This is a genomic window from Chitinophaga sp. 22308, assembly GCF_052045305.1.
Taxonomy (GTDB): Bacteria; Bacteroidota; Bacteroidia; order Chitinophagales; family Chitinophagaceae; genus Chitinophaga; species Chitinophaga varians_A.
Map to the genome: position 1 here is coordinate 263619 of NZ_JBQEOP010000003.1, position 20735 is coordinate 284353.

Here is a 20735-nt window from a genome sequence, read left to right on the forward strand (position 1 = left end):
CGTTTTGCAAGCCTTCATTTATTTAGCCACCGGTTTTTCAAACAGGGAATCCGCCATCGGCTGGTTCACTTCCACTTTATTCACACGGATCCTGACATTCGTATCCCCGGTGGTTTGTTCCACCTGAGCGGGATAAGCATATCCGTCCACTGTCTTCCGGTAATCAGACAAGCGCGTTACCAGTTCTGTTTTGTACCCCTTGATTTCCACCTCATTGGTGGCCTTCACCAGATAAAAGGTGTTGGCATCGAGATACGCAAAACCATTGACTCCTTCAGCCGTGGTCACTTTCAGTTTATATACCTTTTCACCGTTCAGCGTGTCCTGGCCCGCCAGCTCCACTTTCTTGCCTTTGCCGGCCAAATCAAACAATTCGCCGGTAACATCCAGCTGTGGCTGCATGAGCTTCCTGACCAAAGGATCTATCTCCTCCACGTTCATATTGGTGGTAACCGGCATGTACTGCCAGGCTGCATCTTTACGCACCACCTGTATGTTTTTCATGTTCTGAACGTCAAACTCCATCCGCATCGCTTCGTTCTGCTTCACCCATTTCTTTATGGGCACTTTCATTCCCTGTTGCGCATCAAATGTCATTTCCCCTTCCGTATACTGGGTCTTGATCGCCTTCAGTTTGTCAGCGCCGCCCAGCGCAGCGGTGTACTTATCTAATATTTCAGGCAGCGTCTGGGCCTGCAGGCTGATGCCGCCCATTACCAATCCTGCTGCCAGTGAAAAAGCTCTTGCATATCTCATAAACTCCCGTTGATTTTTTTGAATGGACAAAGGTACCAAAAAACGTACCCTCCTTTAGCATTCGCAGATGTGATCGTGAAAATGCCGGCTATTGCTTAGCTTTACGGCATGAATAGCTATCAGATCTCAGGCAATCTTGTAGACATCCTGCAACAGGAAATTTACCCGGCCACTCTGCATATTGAGGACGGCCGCATCCGGCAGATCGTTCGTAACAGCAACGACTACCCGCATTTTATCCTGCCGGGGTTTACAGACACCCACGTACATATAGAAAGCTCCATGCTGGTGCCTTCTGAATTCGCCCGCCTGGCTGTCGTACACGGCACCGTATCTACCGTTAGCGATCCTCACGAAATAGCCAACGTCATGGGCGTGGAAGGTGTACAATTTATGCTGGACAACGGTAAAACAGTCCCTTTTAAATTCAACTTCGGCGCACCATCCTGTGTGCCCGCCACCGTTTTCGAAACAGCCGGCGCCACAGTTACAGTGGCCGACATCGAACAACTGCTGCAACGCGATGATATCAAATACCTCACGGAAATGATGAACTTCCCCGGCGTACTGCATCAGGACCCGGACGTTATGGCCAAAATAGCTGCCGCCCAAAAACATAACAAGCCGGTCGACGGCCATGCACCGGGGCTTCGCGGCGAAGCAGCCCGGGCATATATTGCAGCCGGCATCAGCACCGACCATGAGTGTTTTACGCTGGAAGAAGCGCAGGAAAAACTGGATTACGGCATGCACATCCTCATCCGCGAAGGCAGCGCCGCCAAAAACTTTGAAGCCCTGATACCCCTGCTGCACCATCACCCGGAGAAAATCATGTTCTGCAGTGACGACAAACATCCGGACAACCTCGTGGAAGGACATATCAATCAACTGGTGAAACGTGCGCTGGCCCATGGCATCGACCTCTTCAAAGTGCTGCGCGCAGCCTGCGTAAACCCTGTACTGCACTATGGCCTGAACACCGGACTGCTGCGGGAAAATGATCCCGCCGATTTTATCATCACCAATGATCTCAAAGATTTTAATATCCTCGCCACCTATATCGATGGTATCAAAGTGGCAGAAAACGGCGAAACGCTCATCCAACCGGTAACTACGCCGGCAGTGAACAATTTCGTGTGCCAGCCCTCTTCCCCGGTGGATTTCAGCGTACCTGCCAACGGCAACACCATCACGGTTAAAGTAATGGAAGCCATGGACGGCCAACTGATCACCAACGCGCTACAGGCCACCCTGCCCGTACAGGACGGCCACATCGCCTGCGATACACAACAGGATGTAATTAAACTGGTAGTCGTAAACCGCTACCGCCAGGCGCCCCCCGCTATCGCCTTCATCCGCGGCTTTGGCCTGCAACGTGGCGCCATCGCCTCTTCTGTGGCACATGACAGCCACAATATCATCGCCGCCGGCATCGATGATGCCAGCATTTGCACCGCTATCAACGGTATCATCGCGCACCGTGGCGGTATCAGCGTAGCAGAAAATGAAGCCGTGCAAGTACTGCCCCTGCCCGTGGCCGGACTGATGAGCAACCTTGACGGCTATACGGTGGCACAGCAATACAGCCATTTCGACCAGGCAGCCAAGCAACTGGGCTCTACGCTTGCTTCTCCGTATATGACATTGTCTTTCATGGCACTGCTGGTGATCCCTCACCTGAAACTCAGCGACCTGGGTTTGTTTGACGGGGACAAATTTGCATTCACTGCTATAGAGGCATAAAATCGACAAATTCCCAGGGCTTCTGCCCTGGGCTACGATTTGTTCAGGTTCTTGCGGATACATGGCTTTCTGATTAAAAGCGTAACCCCGCAACAAATCAGGTGTGTTAATATAAATATTCGCGGGCTACAAGGTAAAACACCATCTATGGAACCACGATTGCCTTGGATTTAAAACACATTGTAGCCCAGGGCTTCAGCCCTGGGACCATTAATAAAAAAGCAACGGCTGCCCCCAATGAGCAGCCGTTGCTTTTTTATATTAAGATTCATTAGTGGCTGATCCAGAGCGCACCATTGATAGAATCATGTTCCGCACCTGTTACAGAAGAAAGTACGTTCACCTCCTGTCTCCATCTCAAAGCACCTATCAGGGCCATTATCAGCGCTTCTTTAAAGCTTACGGTGAGCGCATCGGGCACTTCCACTTCGATGTTCAGCGGTGCCAGCTGCTGCCGGAGGGTGTCTATGAGGAAAGTATTGAAGGCGCCGCCACCTGTTACCAGTAATTTAGCGGGACCTTCCGGCATGGCTGTTTTCAGCTGACCGGCAGCTTGCGCGATCTGCGCGGCAATGTGTTCGGTGTATGTGCGCAGTTTACCCTGTACGGATATACGCAACGCATTGACCATAGGCAGTACGGTATCTGTGCCAAAATCATTGGCCAGTGATTTGGGCCATGGCTGTTGGTAGTAAGGCAGTGCATTCAGTTGCGCCAGCAGTCCGGCATCGGCAACACCGCCGGCAGCCAGCTTGCCGCCATCATCATAGGGCTTGTTGAGTTGCAGGGCCAGCTCATTGAGCACCCGGTTGGCCGGGCAGATATCGAATGCCACAAAGCCTTGCGGCAGTTCGGCGGAGATATTGGCGATGCCGCCCAGATTGAGCCAGAACTGGTAACCTCCCAGCAGATATTTCTCTCCTATAGGAACAATGGGAGCGCCTTGTCCACCCAGCGCTACGTCTACCGAGCGCAGGTCGGTGATCACCGGCAGTTTGGTCACTGCCGCCATGGCCGCGCCATCGCCCAGCTGGGCCGTCATTTTCTGGCCTGGCAGATGAAAGGTGGTATGCCCGTGGGAAGCGATGAAGTGTACTTTATGGTCCAGTTCATTTTTTTCGATGAAAGACAGGATACGCTGTCCGGTGTAATGACCGTATGCTGTATGCAGCAGCAGGTATTCCTTTGCAGGCAGTGTAGTGGCGGCGGCCAGTTTCTCTACCCACTCCGGTTCATAAGGCAGACTTTCAGAAGCCTTGATGACATAAGTCCATTGTCCCCTGATTTCCGTTAGCTCAGCAAAAACGATATCCAGTCCGTCCAACGAGCTGCCGGACATGGTACCTATTACGTTGTATACCATTCAACTAAAATTTTGGCAAAGGTAGGATTTCCCTTCGGGTAATTTTTTTTAACCCGTTTATGGAATCTCTCAACATCCTCGCATCATGCCGGCAGAAAACACCCATATTATGCAGAAATACTTCTCCCTACTATTGCTGAGCTGCCTGATGGTTATCCAGGCAACTGCGCAATTACGCGTTATTACAGGGCGTGTGCAGGAAAAAGGCTCTCATGACGCCATCCGCTCTGCGGTGGTCCGTGTAAAAGGCACCGACTATATGGCCGCCAGCGACAAAAACGGCCGGTTTACCCTGAAAGCCCCATCCGGCACACTAACCCTTGAAGCCATTGCCACCGGTTACCATAATGTGGAAATGCAAATTACAGCCGGCCGATCATCCGTTGTTTTTAACATGAGCCCCCTCCCAGTACCTGTGGCGATCACCGACGACCGGGCACTTCAGGAAGTAGTCGTCAATGCTTATGTGCCGTCACCGGTATCAACACCGCCGGCAACACAGATCTTAACCGGCAAAGCCGCCGGAGTGGTGGCCAACGGCAGTGTTAAACGCCGCAGCCACATCCTCTCCTCTCCCGCGCCTGCGGGCCGTTTTGACACGGAAGACTACAGCCCTGTCAATGAAAACATTTTCCATGCTGCCACCGAGCAACCGCTCAGCACCTTCAGCATCGATGTGGACAGGGCCTCCTACAGCAACGTGCGCCGGTACCTGAACCAGGGCGTGCTGCCGCCACAGGACGCAGTACGCGTGGAGGAGATGATCAATTATTTTGATTACAACTATAAAGCACCTGCCGGTAAAGACCCGGTATCTATTTATACTGATATGGCGGTTTGTCCCTGGAATACCAGCCACCAGCTGGTACGCATTGCCCTTAAAGGCAAAGAGGTGGATGCCCGTGACCTGCCGCCTTCCAACCTGGTGTTTTTGGTAGATGTTTCCGGTTCCATGGAAGCAGAAAACAAACTGCCACTGGTGAAACGCGCCTTCGCGGCACTGGTGCAGCAATTGCGCCCACAGGACCGCGTAGCCGTGGTGGTGTATGCCGGTGCTGCCGGTGTGGTATTACCATCTACCAGCGGTAATGAGAAAAAGAAAATACTGGAGGCCATGGAATCTTTGCAGGCAGGCGGTTCCACTGCGGGTGGCGAAGGCATTAAGCTGGCTTATAAGATCGCCACGGAAAACCGCAGCGCAAAAAGCAACAACCGCGTTATCCTGGCCACAGACGGTGACTTCAACGTAGGCGCTTCCAGCGACGGCGAGCTGCAACGGATCATCGAAAAAGAAAGGCAGCAGGGCGTCTTTCTCTCTGTACTGGGCTTTGGCATGGGCAATTATAAAGACAACAAGCTGGAACTGCTGGCCGATAAAGGCAATGGCAACTATGCGTACATCGATAATTTTGAAGAGGCCCGCCGCACCTTTGTGACCGAATTTGGCGGCACGTTGTTCACCATTGCGAAAGATGTGAAACTCCAGGTGGAATTTAATCCCTCCTTCGTGCAGTCGTACCGGTTAGTAGGCTATGAAAACCGGATGCTGGAGAATGAAGATTTCAATAACGATAAAAAAGATGCCGGGGACATGGGCGTAGGTCATACCGTGACTGCCCTGTATGAGATTATTTCAGCCACAGACAAGGCGGGCAAAGATGTTAGCTGGGTAGACCCGCTGAAGTACCAACAAACCACCGTGGTGGGCCATCTGCCGGAAGTGCTGACCGTTAAGCTGCGGTACAAACTGCCGGATGAAGACAAAAGCCGGCTGATGCAACAGGTATTGCCGTATAACAGGCAGCAGATCACAGAGGCGTCGGAAGATTTCCGCATGGCCACGGCTGCTGCGGCTTTCGGGCAACTGTTGCGTAATTCCGCTTTTAAAGGCGATATTACCTATAAGGATGTGCTGCAGCTGGCGTCTTCCGCCAAAGGCGAAGACAAGGAAGGATACCGGGCAGAATTCATCCAGCTGGTGAAAAAAGCCCAGCTGGTCAATAAGGACACCGATCAGGAATAGGTTACATATATTTTCGGTAATTTGCCGCTTCAAAGCGAAGCAGATATATGATAATCAATTTAAGTGAAACAAATTCGCTGGTAGGTGAATGGCTGAGCGAGATCCGGAATGTGGATATACAGCAGGACCGTATGCGTTTCCGGCGTAATATGGAAAGGCTGGGCGAAGTGGCCGCCTATGAGATCAGCAAAACGCTGGAGTATGTGGAGAAAGAGGTGACTACCCCCATGGGCATCGCCAATTGCCGGGTGCTGAAAGCACAGCCGGTGCTGGCCACTATCCTGCGGGCGGGACTGGCACTCCATCAGGGTTTGCTGCATTATTTTGATAAGGCGGACCATGCGTTCATCTCCGCTTACCGCAAGCATAATCACGACGGTTCTTTCGATATCAGCCTGGAATATGTGAGCAGTCCTTCCATTGAAGGACAGGTATTGATCCTCTCAGATCCCATGCTGGCCACCGGGTCTTCACTGGTGAAAACCATCGAGCACCTGGAAGAAATCGGAAAGCCCAGTCATATTCATCTGGTGGTGGCCATCGCCTGCACCGTGGGAATTGAATATGTGCTGCGTAATACCAAAGCCAATATTACCGTCTGGGCAGGAGATATTGATGATGAACTGACAGCCAAAGGTTATATTGTACCGGGCCTCGGCGACGCCGGAGACCTGGCTTTCGGAAATAAACTACAACAATAATCCGGGTCCGGCGTTTAATACAAGGAATTTTCGGAATACAGCTTACGGATTTAGCGATTTATATTATGCGGGTATATCACACGATTTTACACCATAATTTAAATTGTTAAATCCGTAAATTTATTATGGCGATAGTCACTTCGTTCCGTATTAATCTTTTTACACATGGATTTAATTTGAAATATAACATATTTGGTGTACCTTCACCCTTACTGCATAAACCCTATGCTTTAAGCTTATCTTATGAAAAGAGCTTTACTATTCTTGACCATATTCTTATGTTTTAATTCATTGCGGGCGCAGGACCCGCACTTTTCGCAGTTTTTCGCCTCGCCGCTCACGCTTAACCCGGCCTTTACTGGTTTATTTTCAGGCGATTACCGTATATCAGGCAACTACCGTTCTCAATGGCGCAGCATCTCTACGCCTTTCGTGACGGGCACGGCGGCTATTGATTTCGGGATACTGAAAAATGTCATCTCCTATACCGACATCTGGGGAGTGGGTCTGATGGCCATGTACGACAGAAGCGGAGGCGGAGCGCTTACCGCTACCTATCTTTCCGCCAGTACTGCCTATCATAAAGGCCTGGACCCGGAAGGCAACCATACCATCGCCATCGGCCTGCAGGGCACACTGGTGCAGAAGCGGATAGACAATACCAAGCTGCAGTTTGAAAACCAGATGGACAACAACGGCTACAACCCGCTGATACCCAGCAACGAAACGCTGGTTAATCCGAAAATTTCCTACTTCGATCCCAACATTGGTGTCCTGTATAATGGCCTGATCGGCGAATCGTCGAACATCTATCTGGGCGCCTCCTATTATCATATTACCCAACCCATAGAATCCTTTATGGACCAGACCCAGAACCGCCTCAGCTACCGCTGGACCATACATGGCGGCGGCTCTGTGCCGGTAAACGGGAAGGACCGTTTTCATACCAGCATTCTGTACATGAAACAGAGCACCGCTTCTGAATTCACGTTTGGCGGCGCTTATGGCTTCACGCTCAGCGAAGTGGAAGAAAACAATCCCACCGTTCTTTTCCTGGGCAGCTGGTACCGTCTGAAAGATGCGGTCATTCCCTATGTAGGTATGCAGTTCAAAGGGTTCCAGGTAGGCATGACTTACGACACCAACGTATCCAGCCTGCGCCCTGCATCCAACGCCCGTGGCGGCCTGGAGATATCATTGATTTACATCCACACCCGGAACGAGAACAACAAATACAAGACTTTGTGTCCCCGTTTCTAACAACAGCGTCTGTCACCCTGATTATATATCGAACCGTGTAGCTGAGGCTTCACGGTTTTTTTTTATCATGACCCACACAAAATCAGTGATTTCAGCAAATACGGGCCGGATTTGAAATATTTTTGCCTTAGTTTCGTTCATCATCAAATTATTCAGGTAAAATTTTCTGTCACCAAAAAAATCTCAGGCGTTGTTGTTTTCATTCAGAGAGGTACTGTCGGCCATTCAATCATATGGAAAAGCCCATCAGTTCATTATGCAACATAAGTTGTGGAAGTGGATACTGATACCCGGCATCATTTATTGTCTACTCTTTTTTACCGGCTTTTATTTTGTCTGGGGCTATTCAGGAGATTTTGTGGAATACCTTACCCGCCTGCTGCATATTACCGAATGGGTACAGGACCTGGAAAGCAGCTGGGTGAGCTTTCTGTTTATCCTGGTGGCTTTTTCCGTCAGGATTGTTTTTGTGTTCTGGTATTTTTCCTATTTCAAATATTTGTTCCTTATTGTTGCCTCCCCTGTTTTCTCCTACCTCTCGGAGAAAACCGAAGCCATTCTGGAATACCGTGAGTTCCCCTTCAGCTGGGCACAACTGGGTCAGGACATCTGGCGCGGCATCCGGATGTCTTTCCGTAACATCGTTTATCAGACCGGCGCCATCCTCATATTACTGGTGGTTTCCTTTATTCCTGTTGTGGGATGGATCACCCCGATGATCGGCTTTTTTATTGAGTCCTATTTCTATGGTTTCTCCATGATGGACTACAGCTGCGAACGTCACCGCCTCACCATGGCACAGAGCATACAGTTTATCCGCCAGCACCGGGGCATGGCTCTGGGCAATGGCATGGTATTCTATGTGTTTATGCTGGTACCGGTAGCCGGCTGGATGCTGGCGCCCTCCTACGCCGTGATTGCCGCCACCATCGATTTACAACATAAAAAACTGATATAACATGAGTGCAACAGGCAAAGTGTACCTGATCCCTACTGTGTTGAGCGCTGACGCCCTGTTCAGCATTCCCGCCTACATTACGACGATTGCACAACAATTGCGGGTATTTTATGTAGAAAATGAGCGGACCGCCCGCCGTTATCTGAAAGCATTGGACAGAAACATCAACATCGATGATCTGCAACTGCTGCCCATGCACGAAAACCAGCCACCAGACACTACTTTAGCAAAAAAGCTGTTGCAGGCCGGTACCGACATCGGTGTGCTGAGCGAAGCAGGATGCCCTGCCATTGCGGACCCTGGCCACCTGGTAGTACAGGCCGCACACAGCATCGATGCGCGCGTGATACCCATGATAGGCCCTAACTCCATGCTGCTGGCCTTGATGGCCTCCGGCATGAACGGCCAGAACTTTCAGTTTACCGGCTATCTTCCCATCAAAGCACCGGAAAGAGGCAAGGCATTACGCCAGCTGGAAGAAGAATCTGAACGGAAAAAACAGACGCAGTTGTTCATAGAAACACCTTACCGCAACAATCAACTGCTGAAGGACATACTGGACCACTGTAAAGACCATACCCGGCTATGCATAGCCGCTGATATCACCGGTCCGGAAGAATATATCAAAACAAAAACTATCAGGGAATGGCGGAAAGCCTTACCAGATCTGCATAAGCGGCCGGCGATATTTCTGCTTTATGCCGCACCGCAATAAAAATTACGAATTACATATTACATATTACAAATTGAGGGCTATCATATAGGATAAAAATCCTTTCATGATAGCCCTCAATACGTCATGTCGTCACCACCTAAGGAAGGTCCCTGCCGGAGGCGTCTCTGACGCTGATCACACTGTCCACAATAAACGGACTGTAACCACGCCAGGGCAATGCGCCGAGGTATTCCCTGTAGTGCAGTTCCACGGTTTTACCGCTGGCAGTCATCAGCTGTTGCGCGATGCGCTCGTCGGCCACGGAGAACTGGAATTCGTTGGACTGAATGGTACCGGCCGTACGGCCTTTATAGCCGGACTGGATTAATTTTCCTTCATAGGTTTTGAAGACATAGCCTTTTTCCACGAAGTAGTTGAGCTCCCCTGCCTTTACCCCTCTGCCGAAGACAAAGTAAAACTTATACAGGAAGAAGCCGCCCAATACCAGGACAATGATAGTAACAACAATAAAAATAAACCGGCCCATGTGAATAGTTTAGTAAACGTTATGATCAAAAGTAAAGATCCACCAGATAGATAAAACCGGCCATGGAAAAAGCGCCCAGCTCCAGTTCGCGCTTATTCACCGCTTCAAACACATCGTTGACCGCGTGATGAATATCAAAATAACGCTGACTGTCCGGAGAAAGTTCAGCCATAGGCGTGCCCAGTGCCTGATGCAGTGGCCCGATGTCGGTACCTCCGCCTTCTTCGTTAAAGTCATACAGGCCATAGGGTTCCAACAGCGGTCTCCAGCTCTTTATGAGAGCTTTCTTCTCAGGGTCCACGGTAGAAGTGAAGCCTCTTGGGGTAAAGCCACCAGCGTCACTTTCCAGTGCGAGGATATGTTTTTCATTGCGTTGTTTTGCCAGTTCCGCATATTTTTTACCGCCGCGTGTACCATTTTCCTCGTTGGCAAACAGTACCACCCGCAGGGTACGGGCGGGCTTAACGCCTGCCGCTTTGAAAGCGCGCAGCACTTCGATGGACTGCACACAGCCTGCGCCGTCATCATGAGCTCCTTCTGCTACGTCCCATGAATCGAGATGGCCGCCAACCGTAATGAACTGATCAGGGTGTTTACTGCCGCGTATTTCGCCTACCACGTTGTGCCCAATAGTGTCTGGCAACATCTCGCAGTTGGTGCGGAGGAATATTTTCGCGGAATTGTCTTTTTTCAGACGGGCGCTCAGGCGGTCAGCATCCTGCAAACCGATAGCCACTGCGGGAATTTTCGGGTAAGCAGGGTCATAAGCCATGGCGCCGGTATGCGGGAAGTTAAAGGCCCCGTGGGACATGGAACGCACGATTACCGCTACAGCGCCATATCTGGCAGCCTTGCTGGCGCCCTGGCCCCTGTATTTCACCGCATCTCCGTAAGAATAAAAGGTCTTGACGAATTCCGGTTTAAAATGATAATTATAAAAGACGATCTTACCTTTTACCTGGTCTTTTTTCGCTTCCAGGTCTTCAAAAGAGGCTACTTCCAGTACCGGGGCAGTGATGCCGGGATTACCGGTGCCCACAGAGTTGCCGAGGGCCAGTACATTCAGCGGCGGTACAAAATCCCGCAGTTTTGAAACGATGCGGGCTTCTTCCTTTGCGCCACGCACCCAATGCGGCACCATACATTCCTGGAGGTAAACGGTGTCTGCGCCGGCAGCTTTCAGCGCATTTACGCCCCACTGCTCGGCCTTGGGCATCTGAGGAGATCCTGCCAGCCTTCCGCCGATGGTTTTGGTCAGTACGCGGAGGTTTTCATAAGCGGTGCTGTTTCTCAGCACTTCATCGGCCAACTGTCTTAAAACGAGGGAATCTGACTGCTGCGCCCTGGTTACTGCCGGTAAAAGGCAGGTCAGCAGCATTGGCAAAAGGCGTTTTCTCATATAAGCGGCTAAATTTTGCAATAAAACTAATTAATTGGCAGGGTTCTTACAAATAACAAATAAATGGTTTTAGAGTTTCCACTAATTGAAAATTCAGCGTTACCTTCGTTTCACGAAGTAATCTTGTCGCTGGCACTCATTTACAGGGCTTTATTACTTGTCGCTTTCCGTTCGTTAAATTAAAGATCATGCGCATAGGAATAGTATGTTATCCGACATACGGGGGTAGTGGCGTATTGGCCACAGAGCTGGGCAAAGCTCTGGCAGACAAAGGCCATATGGTGCATTTCATTACCTACCAACAGCCAGTGAGGCTCAATGCTTTTCACGCAAATATATATTACCACGAGGTACAGGTACCGACCTACCCTCTTTTCGATTTTCCACCTTATGAGTCTGCCCTCAGCAGCACCATGGTGGATGTGATCCTAAACCAGAAACTGGACCTGCTCCACGTACACTATGCCATTCCGCACGCTTCTACAGCGTACCTGGCCAAACAGATCGTGAGCAAGCAGGGCCGGGTAGTACCTTTCATCACTACCCTCCATGGTACCGACATCACCCTCGTGGGCAAAGACAAGACCTACGCACCGGTGGTGACCTTCTCCATCAACGAATCAGATGCCATTACAGCGGTATCGGAGAACCTTCGTGATGAGACCTACAAGTATTTCCAGATAGAAAAAGATATCTCGGTGATCTACAACTTTGTGGACACACAACGGTTCAGTCGCCGCGAGATGCCACACTTCCGCAATGCTATCGCACCTAACGGCGAGAAGATATTACTGCATGTGTCCAACTTCCGTAAGGTAAAGAGGGTGCCTGATGTCGTCAATGTATTTGCGAAAGTAAGGCAGGAGGTGCCATCCAAGCTATTGCTGGTGGGTGACGGCCCTGACAGGCCTACCATCGAGTGCCTGTGCCGTGAGCTGGGCATCTGTGAAGATGTACGGTTTGTGGGTAAACAGGAACAACTGGAAGACGTGATGTCTATCAGCGATCTTTTCCTGCTGCCTTCTGATTATGAAAGCTTTGGTCTGGCCGCGCTGGAAGCCATGGCCGCACAGGTCCCGGTAATTTCCTCCAATGCAGGTGGTTTACCGGAAATCAATATTCCTGGTCAAACCGGCTATATGAGCGATGTGGGAGATGTGGACGGTATGGCTGCCCATGCTATTAAATTACTGCAGGACGATGCGTTGCTGGCCAAACTGCGCAAAGGAGCGCTGGCGCAGGCGCAACGTTTCCATATCGACAATATCATTCCGAAATACGAAGCGTTGTACGAGCAGGTGTTGCAACAGCAGGCGCAGTTACTCTAACGCCCGCGTATCCACCTTTCAGGGTTCTGTTGTACCATGTTGCGGTAGATCTGTAATTCTATTTCTCCATTGCTGGCCACCGCGCTGGCAGCAGCAGCGCCCAGTACATGGCCGCGTTTTACGGACATGCCTTTTTTGACGCGTATATCCACCAGTCTTACATAGTTGGTAAAATATCTTCCATGGCGCAGGGTAACCATATATCCTGCGCCTGGAACGCTGAATACCATTATCACTTCTCCATCAAAGATCGCTTTTACCGCGGCGCCTTTGGGTGTAGCGATTACGATACCATTGTGTTCCACTTCCACTTTTCCGACTTTGCCGGTACCAAAGCGGCCGGTGATCCTTCCTGCGTCAACCGGCCATGGGAGCCTGCCCCGGTTGGCTTCAAAATCGCGGGACAGTGATAAGGCTTCCGGTGTTGCCGCCAGCACGTCTTCTTTGGATGCCGGAGCTGGGCTGTCATCCTCTTCATCATCAGCTACCGGTTTCGGTGGCGGCGGTGGTTTTTTACCGGCTTTTTTAGCTGCGGCGATGGCACGTTTGCGAGCTGCCTCCTGTTCCGCTTTCCGTTTTGCCGCTTTGGCCGCAGCTGCACGTTTACGGGCCGCTGCAGCAGCCAGCTCTCTTTTGCGGGCGGCTTCTATTTCACGGCGGATCGCATCCTGGATCGCGCGGTCTACCTGTCTGGCTTCTGCCCTGCTTTTTTCAATATTTTGCTGAAGTTGTTTTTCCTGTTCCTGTAACTGTACGATCGTATTGTCTGTCTCCTTTTTATCCGCGATCAGTGCTCCTCTTTGTTTCTGTTCCGTGTACAGGGCACCTGCTTTTTGTGCACGTTCCTGCTCGAGGTTTTCCAGTTTCTGAGCCAGCAGCACTTTGGTAGACAGCAGGCTTTCTGCCTGCCGACGCCTGTTTTCCCGATATTGCCGCAGATATTGGTACCGGCGCAGGGCGTCGTTGAAGCTGGTGGCGGAAAACAGGAAGTTGAGCACATCATAGTCTGTTTTTGTCTTGTAGGCATACACCACCAGCTGCGCGTAACGGGCGCGCAGGGAGTCTACTTCTTTCTCCAGCGTTTGTACGTTATCGTTAGTGCTGCTGATAGCGCCGTCTATCTGGCCGATCTCTATGTTGATGCTTCTGATCTGGGCGTTGCGGCTGTCAATTTTCTGTTGCAGTTCCCGTTGCAGTCCGAGGTTTTGTTTGGTGGATTTACGGGTATTTTGCAGGGAGCGGGTAGCCTCCTGTATTTCCTTCAATAGTTCCTGTTTACGGCTTTCCAGCGCCGCGCGCGATGTTTTGTTACCACGCTGTGCATACAGCATTCCCGGTAACAGCCAGCAAGCTATCAAAAATGGGATCAGCTTTTTCAAAAAGGAACGGTTTTAGCAATTTGGGTATCTGTTCATCTGATCATGAAGTCATTTAGTTATTTGCTTATTGATGGATGCCTGCAATAAGCCAATAACTAAATGATCAAATAATCAAATTATCTGCGTCTTATCCACTGTTCGGGATTTTGTTTGGTAACACCCTTCCAGATCTGCAGTTCCACCTCACCGGTATTTTCGAGGTCATTAACACTGGCAGTACCGATCACCTGACCGGTTTTCACCATATCTCCTTTCTTCACGCGGGTAGTCTGCAAACGAACATAGGTAGTAAAGTATTGTCCGTGGCGGATAATAATCACATAGCCGGAGCCGGGCATCACCACTACGGATTTCACTTCTCCCTCGAAGATGGATTTCACGGCGCCGCCTTTGGTGGTAGCGATCACGATACCATCAGAAGGTACGGTGATATGTTCCATTACGGCGTGTTGGTGTATCCCGAAATGTTCAATGATATTGCCTGCATCCACTGGCCATGGCAGTTTACCGCGGTTGGCTTCGAAGCTTTCAGACAGAGCCAGTGCTTCCGGCGTGGCTTCCAGTACGTTTTCGCTACGTACAGGCGCTGGTTTCGGCGGTTCTGCCGCGGGCTTCGCCGGTTCCGGGGCTGGTGTTGGCTTCGCTGGTGGCGGGTTATTGGCGGCAGCGTTGTTATTGGCGTTATTGGCAGCAGCGGCAGCGGCATCAGCTTTGGCTTTCTCTGCGGCGGCCAGTGCGGCTTTGCGGGCCTCTTCCTCTCTTCTGCGTTTTTCTTCTGCGGCCTTACGGCGGGCAGCTTCTTCCTCCATGGCTTTGCGGCGCGCTTCTTCTATCTCCCGGCGGATTACCGCACGGATAGCAGCCTGCACTTTCTGGGCGTCTTTGTTGCGCTGATTGATATCGGCTACGAGTTCTTTCTCACGGCCTTTCAGCTTGGTGAGCACTTCGTCTTTCTCTTTCTTGTCCTGTTCCAGGGTTGACCGCTGTTCCTGTTCCGTTTTCAATGCATCGGCGCGTTTTACGCGCTGGCTTTCGAGGCTCTGGATTTTCCGGTTCAGCTGGTCCTGTGTACTTACGATGTTATCTGCCTGCCGGCGGCGGTATTCGCGGTATTGTTTGAGATACTGGAAACGTTTTACGGCATCATTAAAACTCTGGGCGGAGAACACAAAGTTCAGCATGTCATAGGAAGAACGGTTCTTGTAAGCATATACGATCAGCTGAGCATACTGTGCTTTCAGGGTGTCCAGATCTTTTTGCAGGGTTTTTACATCACGATAGGCGGTATTGATATCGCCGTTGATGAAATTGATTTCTTCATTGATATTATTGATCAGCCGGGTACGGAGGGTGATTTTGTCCCGCAGTGCGCGCAACTGGCCCAGGCTCTCCCTGGTAGACCGCTTAGTATCTTTCAGCTGAGCGTTGGCTTCCTCGATTTCTTTTTGCAGCTCTTTTTTCCTGCGCTCCAGTTCCTCCCGCGTCGGTTGTTGCTGGCCGGTGTTCTGGGCCACCAGCATAGCCGGTAATAACCATATGATCAATACTAACGGGATAATCTTCTTCAAATACAACATGACTATTTTAAGTAACTGCAATTAAGTACCAGGTATATAAACGATAAATATACAACGTTTATTAGTTTAATGAAGATGACATTTACCAGGAATTTTATTACATGCGTTTATAGCTCGCCGGCGTACTGAACGGGAACGTCAGCGGCACGTCAAAATCATAGCGGGTAAAGTCCAGCGCAACTTTGGTCACGCTTTTTTCTTCCACGAAAATGCGGCGCACGGTAGGAAATTTCCGGTTGGCCACATTGGCATAGTCACCATAGGTCAGTTCACAGGAACGTTTGACAGCGCTGGTACTATCGGCGTCCATCACTTTGCTCTGCTGGAGGCTGTAATCATCTGAGAATACGTTGAACAGGCTCACGAACTTAGCATTTTGACAACTGAAAGAGATCACAGACGGTGTTTTCACCAGGCCAAAGACAGAATCCGTGAGGTATACTGGGTTGCCGATCAGCAGGTCCTGTAAGGTTTTGAAGTCAAACGGCACACCCAGCAGCTCTTCCGCATCGGCCATCCGTTTGAGATAGAGCTGTTTTTCAATTCTGTTGTATAATTTGAGGCTGTCGGGGGTGATCACGGCACGCATCACCTCATCGATAATAGGCGCGCTGACAGATATCCAGATGATACTGTCTTTCTTCATGCGGATAGTGGCCGTGAGGTTATTGTGGCTTTTGTTTTCTGTTTCAATAGCCAGTTTCATCCTACCGGAGAATGTATTAAAATCGATGTTGTTCTTATGAATGCCTTTCAGCATATTGCTGACAAAGGCGTTCCGCTCTTCTGCGGAAGTAGTGTCCCGGTGGGCAGCCACCCTACTGGTGTCTGTGGCTGGGAACGTATTGCGTGACAGTTTTTTCGGGTGACGGCAGGCGGTAAAGGCCAGGCCGGCTATTCCTATTAATAACAGTAGTGTTTTTTTCATGCAGCTATTAGCTTTTAGCGGTATCAGCGCTACCAACGGTGTGAACAGGCATTCCCGGCTGAACGCTATTGAATATATTTTTTCTCGGCGATCTTACGGACAAGGCCTATGGAGTTAGCTCCTTTGTCTTTGGCCTTCTGCCAGTATTCCACCGCTTTTGTGACATCTTTCAGGTTAAACAGTATGTCCCCGTAATGCTCGAGCACATTTGGATTCTGCTGTGCTTCGGGAAATTGCAGGGCTTTCTCGATCCAGTGCCTGGCATCCTCAAACTTGTCCTGCCGGAACAGTATCCAGGCGTAAGTGTCCATGTAGGTAGGACTCTCCGGTTCCAGGTCCAGTGACCGTTTAGACATTTCTGCGGCATGGGCCAGGTTTTCACCGCGCAGTGACAGGTAATAACTGTAGTTGTTGAGTACGAGCGCATCATCGGGCCGCAGCAGGAGTGCTTTTTCATAACTGCTGTCAGACTGCTGGTGCTGTCCTGTAGCGTGATAAGCGTCTCCGAGCAGCGACTGGACGTCGGCCATAAATTTCTTTTCCCCGTTGCCTATTTCCAGGGCCTTGTTCAGGGCGCCGATGGCTGCGGGGTATTGCTGTAACAGGAAACTGGCCACTCCTTTAAAGTAATAGCCCATAAATTCTTTCGGGAACTTGTCTGTTACAGTATTACTGAGTGCCAGCAATGCATTCGGATCTTCCTTACGGGAATAGATCCACATCAGCTGATACCATACCGAAAAGCGGCTGGAGTCGAGGCTCAGCGCCCTCGTATAATTTTGCTGGGCACTGTCCAGCATATCCGCCTGTGAGAACATATCCCCTCTCAGGGCGTATGCTTTGGCTTCTTTCGGATGAGCATTTACAATCAGGGAAGTAAGCTGCAGGCCTTCCTCCACTTTGGTAGAATCCAGCTGCATCATCTGCAGGTAAGGATATACGTAAGCTACTTTTTCATCGATACTGTAGGTCGGGTTGGCGAAGGCGCGGGTCAGGTAAGCCCAGTAGCCGGCCTTGTCATTGCTTTTCTTCGCATAGGTAGCGAGGCCCAGCAATGCCCTCGCATTGTCCGGGTCTTTACGCAACACGTCGTTGTAGATGGCGGTTGCTTCCGCAGTACGATCGTTGGCGTCATACACTTCCGCCAACAGGAAATAGTAGCGCAGTTCCTGTGGATTATTGTCAATGAGCTTGCGGATTTCGGCAGCTGCCGCGTCCACCTGGCTCATTTTAAGCAGTAGTCGTTGTTTTTGGTAGATGACTTCCTCCACCACTCCTATTTTTGCCTCCAGCTGGGTGAACACTGCCAGTGCGGACGCAGGTCTGTTAGCTTTGGCGAGGAACATGGCCTTGTTGTAAAGGTAGTCTTCGCTTTCAGGGTAACGGGTGGTCAGTTTATCAAAAACAGCGGCGGCGCTGTCAAATTGTTCATTGACAGCAAAAGCGTCAGCCAGTGTTATCTGGAACCAGTGGTTGTCGGGGTCCATGGCGGCGGCACGACGGGCAAAGCCCAGCGCGTAACCGGGGTTCTGGACTTCCATGAACAGGCGGGCCAGTTCATAATAGGCGGTGGGGTTGTTCTTGTTTAACCGCAGGTAGTCGGAGTATTGGGTGATGGCCGTGCGGAAATCGCCCAGCATTTTAGAGCGCTGGGCCGCAAAGAAAAGGCTGTCTGCCCGCTGCTCCAGCACAGCAGGGTCTTTGATCACGGTATGGCGCAGCGTTTTTTTAGGCCCGCTGCACGCGCCTGTAATCAATATACCAGCAACACCTATAACGGTTAAGAATACACGCATCTATCAGGATTTACCGGTATGACCGAAGCCACCTTCACCGCGAACGGTTTCGTTCAGCACTTCCACAGGTTGCATAACGGCCTGCACATAGGGAGCGATGATCATTTGGGCTATACGGTCTCCGGGTTGTATCGTTTGTGGTTCGTTGGACAGGTTGATCATAATTACCTTGATCTCTCCTCTGTAATCCGCGTCAATAGTACCAGGCGAATTGGGAATGCTCAGGCCCTGTTTAAAAGCCAGGCCGCTGCGTGGGCGGATCTGCGCCTCGTAGCCTACCGGCAGTTCCATAAAAAGGCCCGTTGGCACCAATACCCTCTCCAATGGCTGGAGCGTCAGCGCTGTTTCCAGGTGTGCACGCAGGTCCATCCCTGCCGCTTGGTCTGTTGCATAAGACGGCAATTCGTTGTCCGACTTATTAATGATTTTCACAATTATATCAGCCATTGAGCAAAGATAATTTATTATTATTTAGCGATTTTCTCCAATAACACAACAGCATGGGCAGTAACGCCTTCCTCACGTCCCACAAAACCCAGTTTTTCCGTTGTGGTGGCTTTTACAGATACATCTTCCAGCCCTATACGCAGTATTTCCGCAATAACGGCCTGCATTTCGGGCACATAAGGCTTGATTTTAGGAGCCTGCAGGCACAGGGTGCTGTCTACGTTCACTACTCCATAACCTTTTTCACCGATCAGCTGAGCGCAGCGGGCCAGCAGTATTTTACTGTCAATATTTTTATAGGTATTGTCCGTATCCGGGAAATGCACACCGATGTCACCCAGCGACAGCGCCCCCAGCATGGCATCACAGATGGCATGCAACAGCACGTCGGCGTCGCTATGCCCCAATGCGCCCTTGTGGTGCGGCACTTTCACACCGCCCAGCCAGAAATCGCGGCCTTCCACCAACTGATGAAAATCTACTCCCAGACCAATACGTATACTACTCATAGCTTATATTTTAAAACATTTATGCCAATCCGCAAGGTAAGGCTTTAAATATAAAAATCCCCCCGTTAAAAAACGGAGGGACAGAATATATTTTAGAAATTTTTTATTTAGAAATTTTTCTGATTTATAACATTACCAGCCGGTCCTGCTTTCCTCATTGCGGGCGCCCAGATCGAACGTCAGCGTGAAGCGCAGGGTGTTGGACAGCGGGTTACGCTGTATGCCGGAACCGGAAGGCACGAGGTAAGAAAAATTCAGACCGAAAATATCATACTTGATACCGACCCCGGCAGTAACATATTTACGGTTGCCTTTTAACTTGTTTTCGTTGAAATACCCGGCCCTTACGGCAAACATATTATTGTACCAGTATTCTGCGCCAACAGAATACATCAGTTCCTGTAACTCTTCCTTAAAGCCGCCGGGCGCATCACCGAAGGAACTGAACATCCCCTGCAATACACCTTTCTCTTTATAGGCCCCGGTGGAATCAGGAGTAGGCACCAGGAGTTTGTTGACGTCCAGCGCGAAAGTCAGCTGATTGGTCTCATCAAGGGCAAACGTATAGGCGGCACCGATACCCAGGTTGGTAGGCAGGAAGTCTTTGTTCTGCGCTGAACTGGTATATGAAATTTTGGTACCGATATTGGAAATAGATGCACCGAGGCTTAAACGGTTGGTAAGTCCGTCGTCCTTTTCATATTCCTTGGTGTAGTAGGCAGAAAGGTCCGCTGCAAAAGCTTTCGCGGCGCGGATGGTGGCGCTGCCGTTGGATTGTCCGCCGGCCAGGTTGGAATAGATATACCGTCCGGTTAACCCCATGGAGAAATTATCGGACAGTTTGCGGGCGTAACCGGCGTCCAGTGCGAATTCACGCGGACGGAAATCGCCCAGGTCCTGGTTAGTGACATCCCGGAAGTTGATAGATCCCAATGAAAAATAACGAAGCGAAGCAGAAATAGCCTGATACTCGTCCAGCTTCGTATAGCCGCTAACGGTCGCCAGGAACACGTCGTTCACCAGTTCTTTCAGCCACGGCGTATAAGTCACCGCCACGCCTGACTTGGACTCTGCAAACGGCAATTTGGACAAGTTCCAGTAAATGGAAGATGCATCAGGAGAAATGGCCAAACCTACGTCGCCCATAGCGCCGCTTCTGGCGTCAGGGGTTATGCGGAGAAAAGGCACCGCAGTATTAATCGTATTGGTACGGCCATCAATCTGACCTGAATTAATCTGGGCTGAGGTTTCAAAACTGCTGAAAGTACCGTATATGAACACAAGGCTCAAAGCTACCTTTCGGATCATGCAACGTTCGTATTTTGATAGGGTGTAAAAATAAGCTTAATTATTAATATTAAAATGA

Annotated in this window: 18 protein-coding genes; 7 read left to right on the forward strand and 11 right to left on the reverse strand. The window is 50.4% G+C overall.

What is annotated here, in order from left to right; genetic code table 11:
- Positions 1–18 precede the first annotated feature (18 nt).
- Complete coding sequence (locus ACTJJS_RS12755; protein WP_440663946.1) at positions 19–756, reverse strand: LolA family protein; 738 nt, start codon at positions 754–756, stop codon at positions 19–21.
- 108 nt (positions 757–864) lie between these two features.
- On the opposite strand from ACTJJS_RS12755, the gene ade reads away from it, so the two are divergent.
- A complete protein-coding gene (gene ade, locus ACTJJS_RS12760; protein ID WP_440663947.1) occupies positions 865–2499 on the forward strand; it encodes an adenine deaminase in 1635 nt (544 codons plus the stop codon).
- 271 nt (positions 2500–2770) lie between these two features.
- Here ade and ACTJJS_RS12765 read toward each other — a convergent pair whose 3' ends face one another.
- Entirely contained in the window at positions 2771–3862 is a 1092-nt protein-coding gene (locus ACTJJS_RS12765) for an anhydro-N-acetylmuramic acid kinase (RefSeq protein WP_168871285.1), read from the reverse strand.
- Positions 3863–3971: 109 nt separating this feature from the next.
- Here ACTJJS_RS12765 and ACTJJS_RS12770 point away from each other — a divergent pair, with 109 nt between their 5' ends.
- The 5 genes from ACTJJS_RS12770 (at position 3972) to ACTJJS_RS12790 (ending at position 9519) form a co-directional block, all read left to right on the forward strand.
- Entirely contained in the window at positions 3972–5885 is a 1914-nt protein-coding gene (locus tag ACTJJS_RS12770) for a YfbK domain-containing protein (RefSeq protein WP_440663948.1), read from the forward strand.
- Between the two features lie 47 nt (positions 5886–5932).
- On the forward strand, positions 5933–6586 hold the full coding sequence (gene upp, locus ACTJJS_RS12775) for a uracil phosphoribosyltransferase (protein ID WP_440663949.1): 654 nt from the start codon (positions 5933–5935) through the stop codon (positions 6584–6586).
- Positions 6587–6829: 243 nt separating this feature from the next.
- Positions 6830–7846: a PorP/SprF family type IX secretion system membrane protein gene (locus tag ACTJJS_RS12780; RefSeq protein WP_168871282.1), complete on the forward strand. Its 1017-nt coding sequence runs from the start codon at positions 6830–6832 to the stop codon at positions 7844–7846.
- Between the two features lie 193 nt (positions 7847–8039).
- Positions 8040–8804, forward strand: coding sequence for an EI24 domain-containing protein (locus tag ACTJJS_RS12785; protein ID WP_168871547.1), 765 nt, complete (start codon positions 8040–8042; stop codon positions 8802–8804).
- Between the two features lies 1 nt (position 8805).
- The gene (locus tag ACTJJS_RS12790; RefSeq protein ID WP_440663950.1) at positions 8806–9519 is read left to right on the forward strand and encodes an SAM-dependent methyltransferase; all 714 of its coding nucleotides are present in this window, start codon (positions 8806–8808) and stop codon (positions 9517–9519) included.
- A gap of 97 nt (positions 9520–9616) precedes the next feature.
- Here the strand turns inward: ACTJJS_RS12790 and ACTJJS_RS12795 are convergent, their stop codons facing one another.
- Together ACTJJS_RS12795 and ACTJJS_RS12800 are read right to left on the reverse strand one after the other, a co-directional pair.
- Positions 9617–10006, reverse strand: a complete 390-nt coding sequence (locus ACTJJS_RS12795) for a hypothetical protein (protein ID WP_440663951.1) — start codon at positions 10004–10006, stop codon at positions 9617–9619.
- A gap of 25 nt (positions 10007–10031) precedes the next feature.
- Positions 10032–11405, reverse strand: coding sequence for a M20/M25/M40 family metallo-hydrolase (locus ACTJJS_RS12800; RefSeq protein ID WP_440663952.1), 1374 nt, complete (start codon positions 11403–11405; stop codon positions 10032–10034).
- Between the two features lie 188 nt (positions 11406–11593).
- On the opposite strand from ACTJJS_RS12800, the gene bshA reads away from it, so the two are divergent.
- Entirely contained in the window at positions 11594–12733 is a 1140-nt protein-coding gene (gene bshA / locus ACTJJS_RS12805; protein WP_168871278.1) for an N-acetyl-alpha-D-glucosaminyl L-malate synthase BshA, read from the forward strand.
- Here bshA and ACTJJS_RS12810 read toward each other — a convergent pair.
- The 7 genes from ACTJJS_RS12810 to porV all read right to left on the reverse strand — a co-directional run bounded on the left by ACTJJS_RS12810 (position 12730) and on the right by porV (position 20677).
- On the reverse strand, positions 12730–14112 hold the full coding sequence (locus tag ACTJJS_RS12810) for a murein hydrolase activator EnvC family protein (protein WP_440663953.1): 1383 nt from the start codon (positions 14110–14112) through the stop codon (positions 12730–12732). The two genes, bshA and ACTJJS_RS12810, sit on opposite strands and share 4 nt — an antisense overlap.
- Positions 14113–14228: 116 nt before the next feature.
- The gene (locus ACTJJS_RS12815; protein ID WP_440663954.1) at positions 14229–15680 is read right to left on the reverse strand and encodes a murein hydrolase activator EnvC family protein; all 1452 of its coding nucleotides are present in this window, start codon (positions 15678–15680) and stop codon (positions 14229–14231) included.
- 106 nt (positions 15681–15786) lie between these two features.
- Positions 15787–16617 carry a DUF4292 domain-containing protein gene (locus ACTJJS_RS12820; protein WP_168871275.1) on the reverse strand — a complete coding sequence of 277 codons (831 nt, stop codon included), beginning with the start codon at positions 16615–16617 and terminating at the stop codon, positions 15787–15789.
- Between the two features lie 65 nt (positions 16618–16682).
- The gene (locus tag ACTJJS_RS12825; RefSeq protein ID WP_440663956.1) at positions 16683–18413 is read right to left on the reverse strand and encodes a tetratricopeptide repeat protein; all 1731 of its coding nucleotides are present in this window, start codon (positions 18411–18413) and stop codon (positions 16683–16685) included.
- Between the two features lie 3 nt (positions 18414–18416).
- A complete protein-coding gene (gene dut / locus ACTJJS_RS12830; RefSeq protein WP_168807657.1) occupies positions 18417–18860 on the reverse strand; it encodes a dUTP diphosphatase in 444 nt (147 codons plus the stop codon).
- Positions 18861–18880: 20 nt separating this feature from the next.
- Positions 18881–19369, reverse strand: coding sequence for a 2-C-methyl-D-erythritol 2,4-cyclodiphosphate synthase (gene ispF / locus ACTJJS_RS12835; RefSeq protein ID WP_168871273.1), 489 nt, complete (start codon positions 19367–19369; stop codon positions 18881–18883).
- 132 nt (positions 19370–19501) lie between these two features.
- Positions 19502–20677, reverse strand: coding sequence for a type IX secretion system outer membrane channel protein PorV (gene porV, locus ACTJJS_RS12840; protein WP_168871272.1), 1176 nt, complete (start codon positions 20675–20677; stop codon positions 19502–19504).
- Positions 20678–20735: the final 58 nt, after the last annotated feature.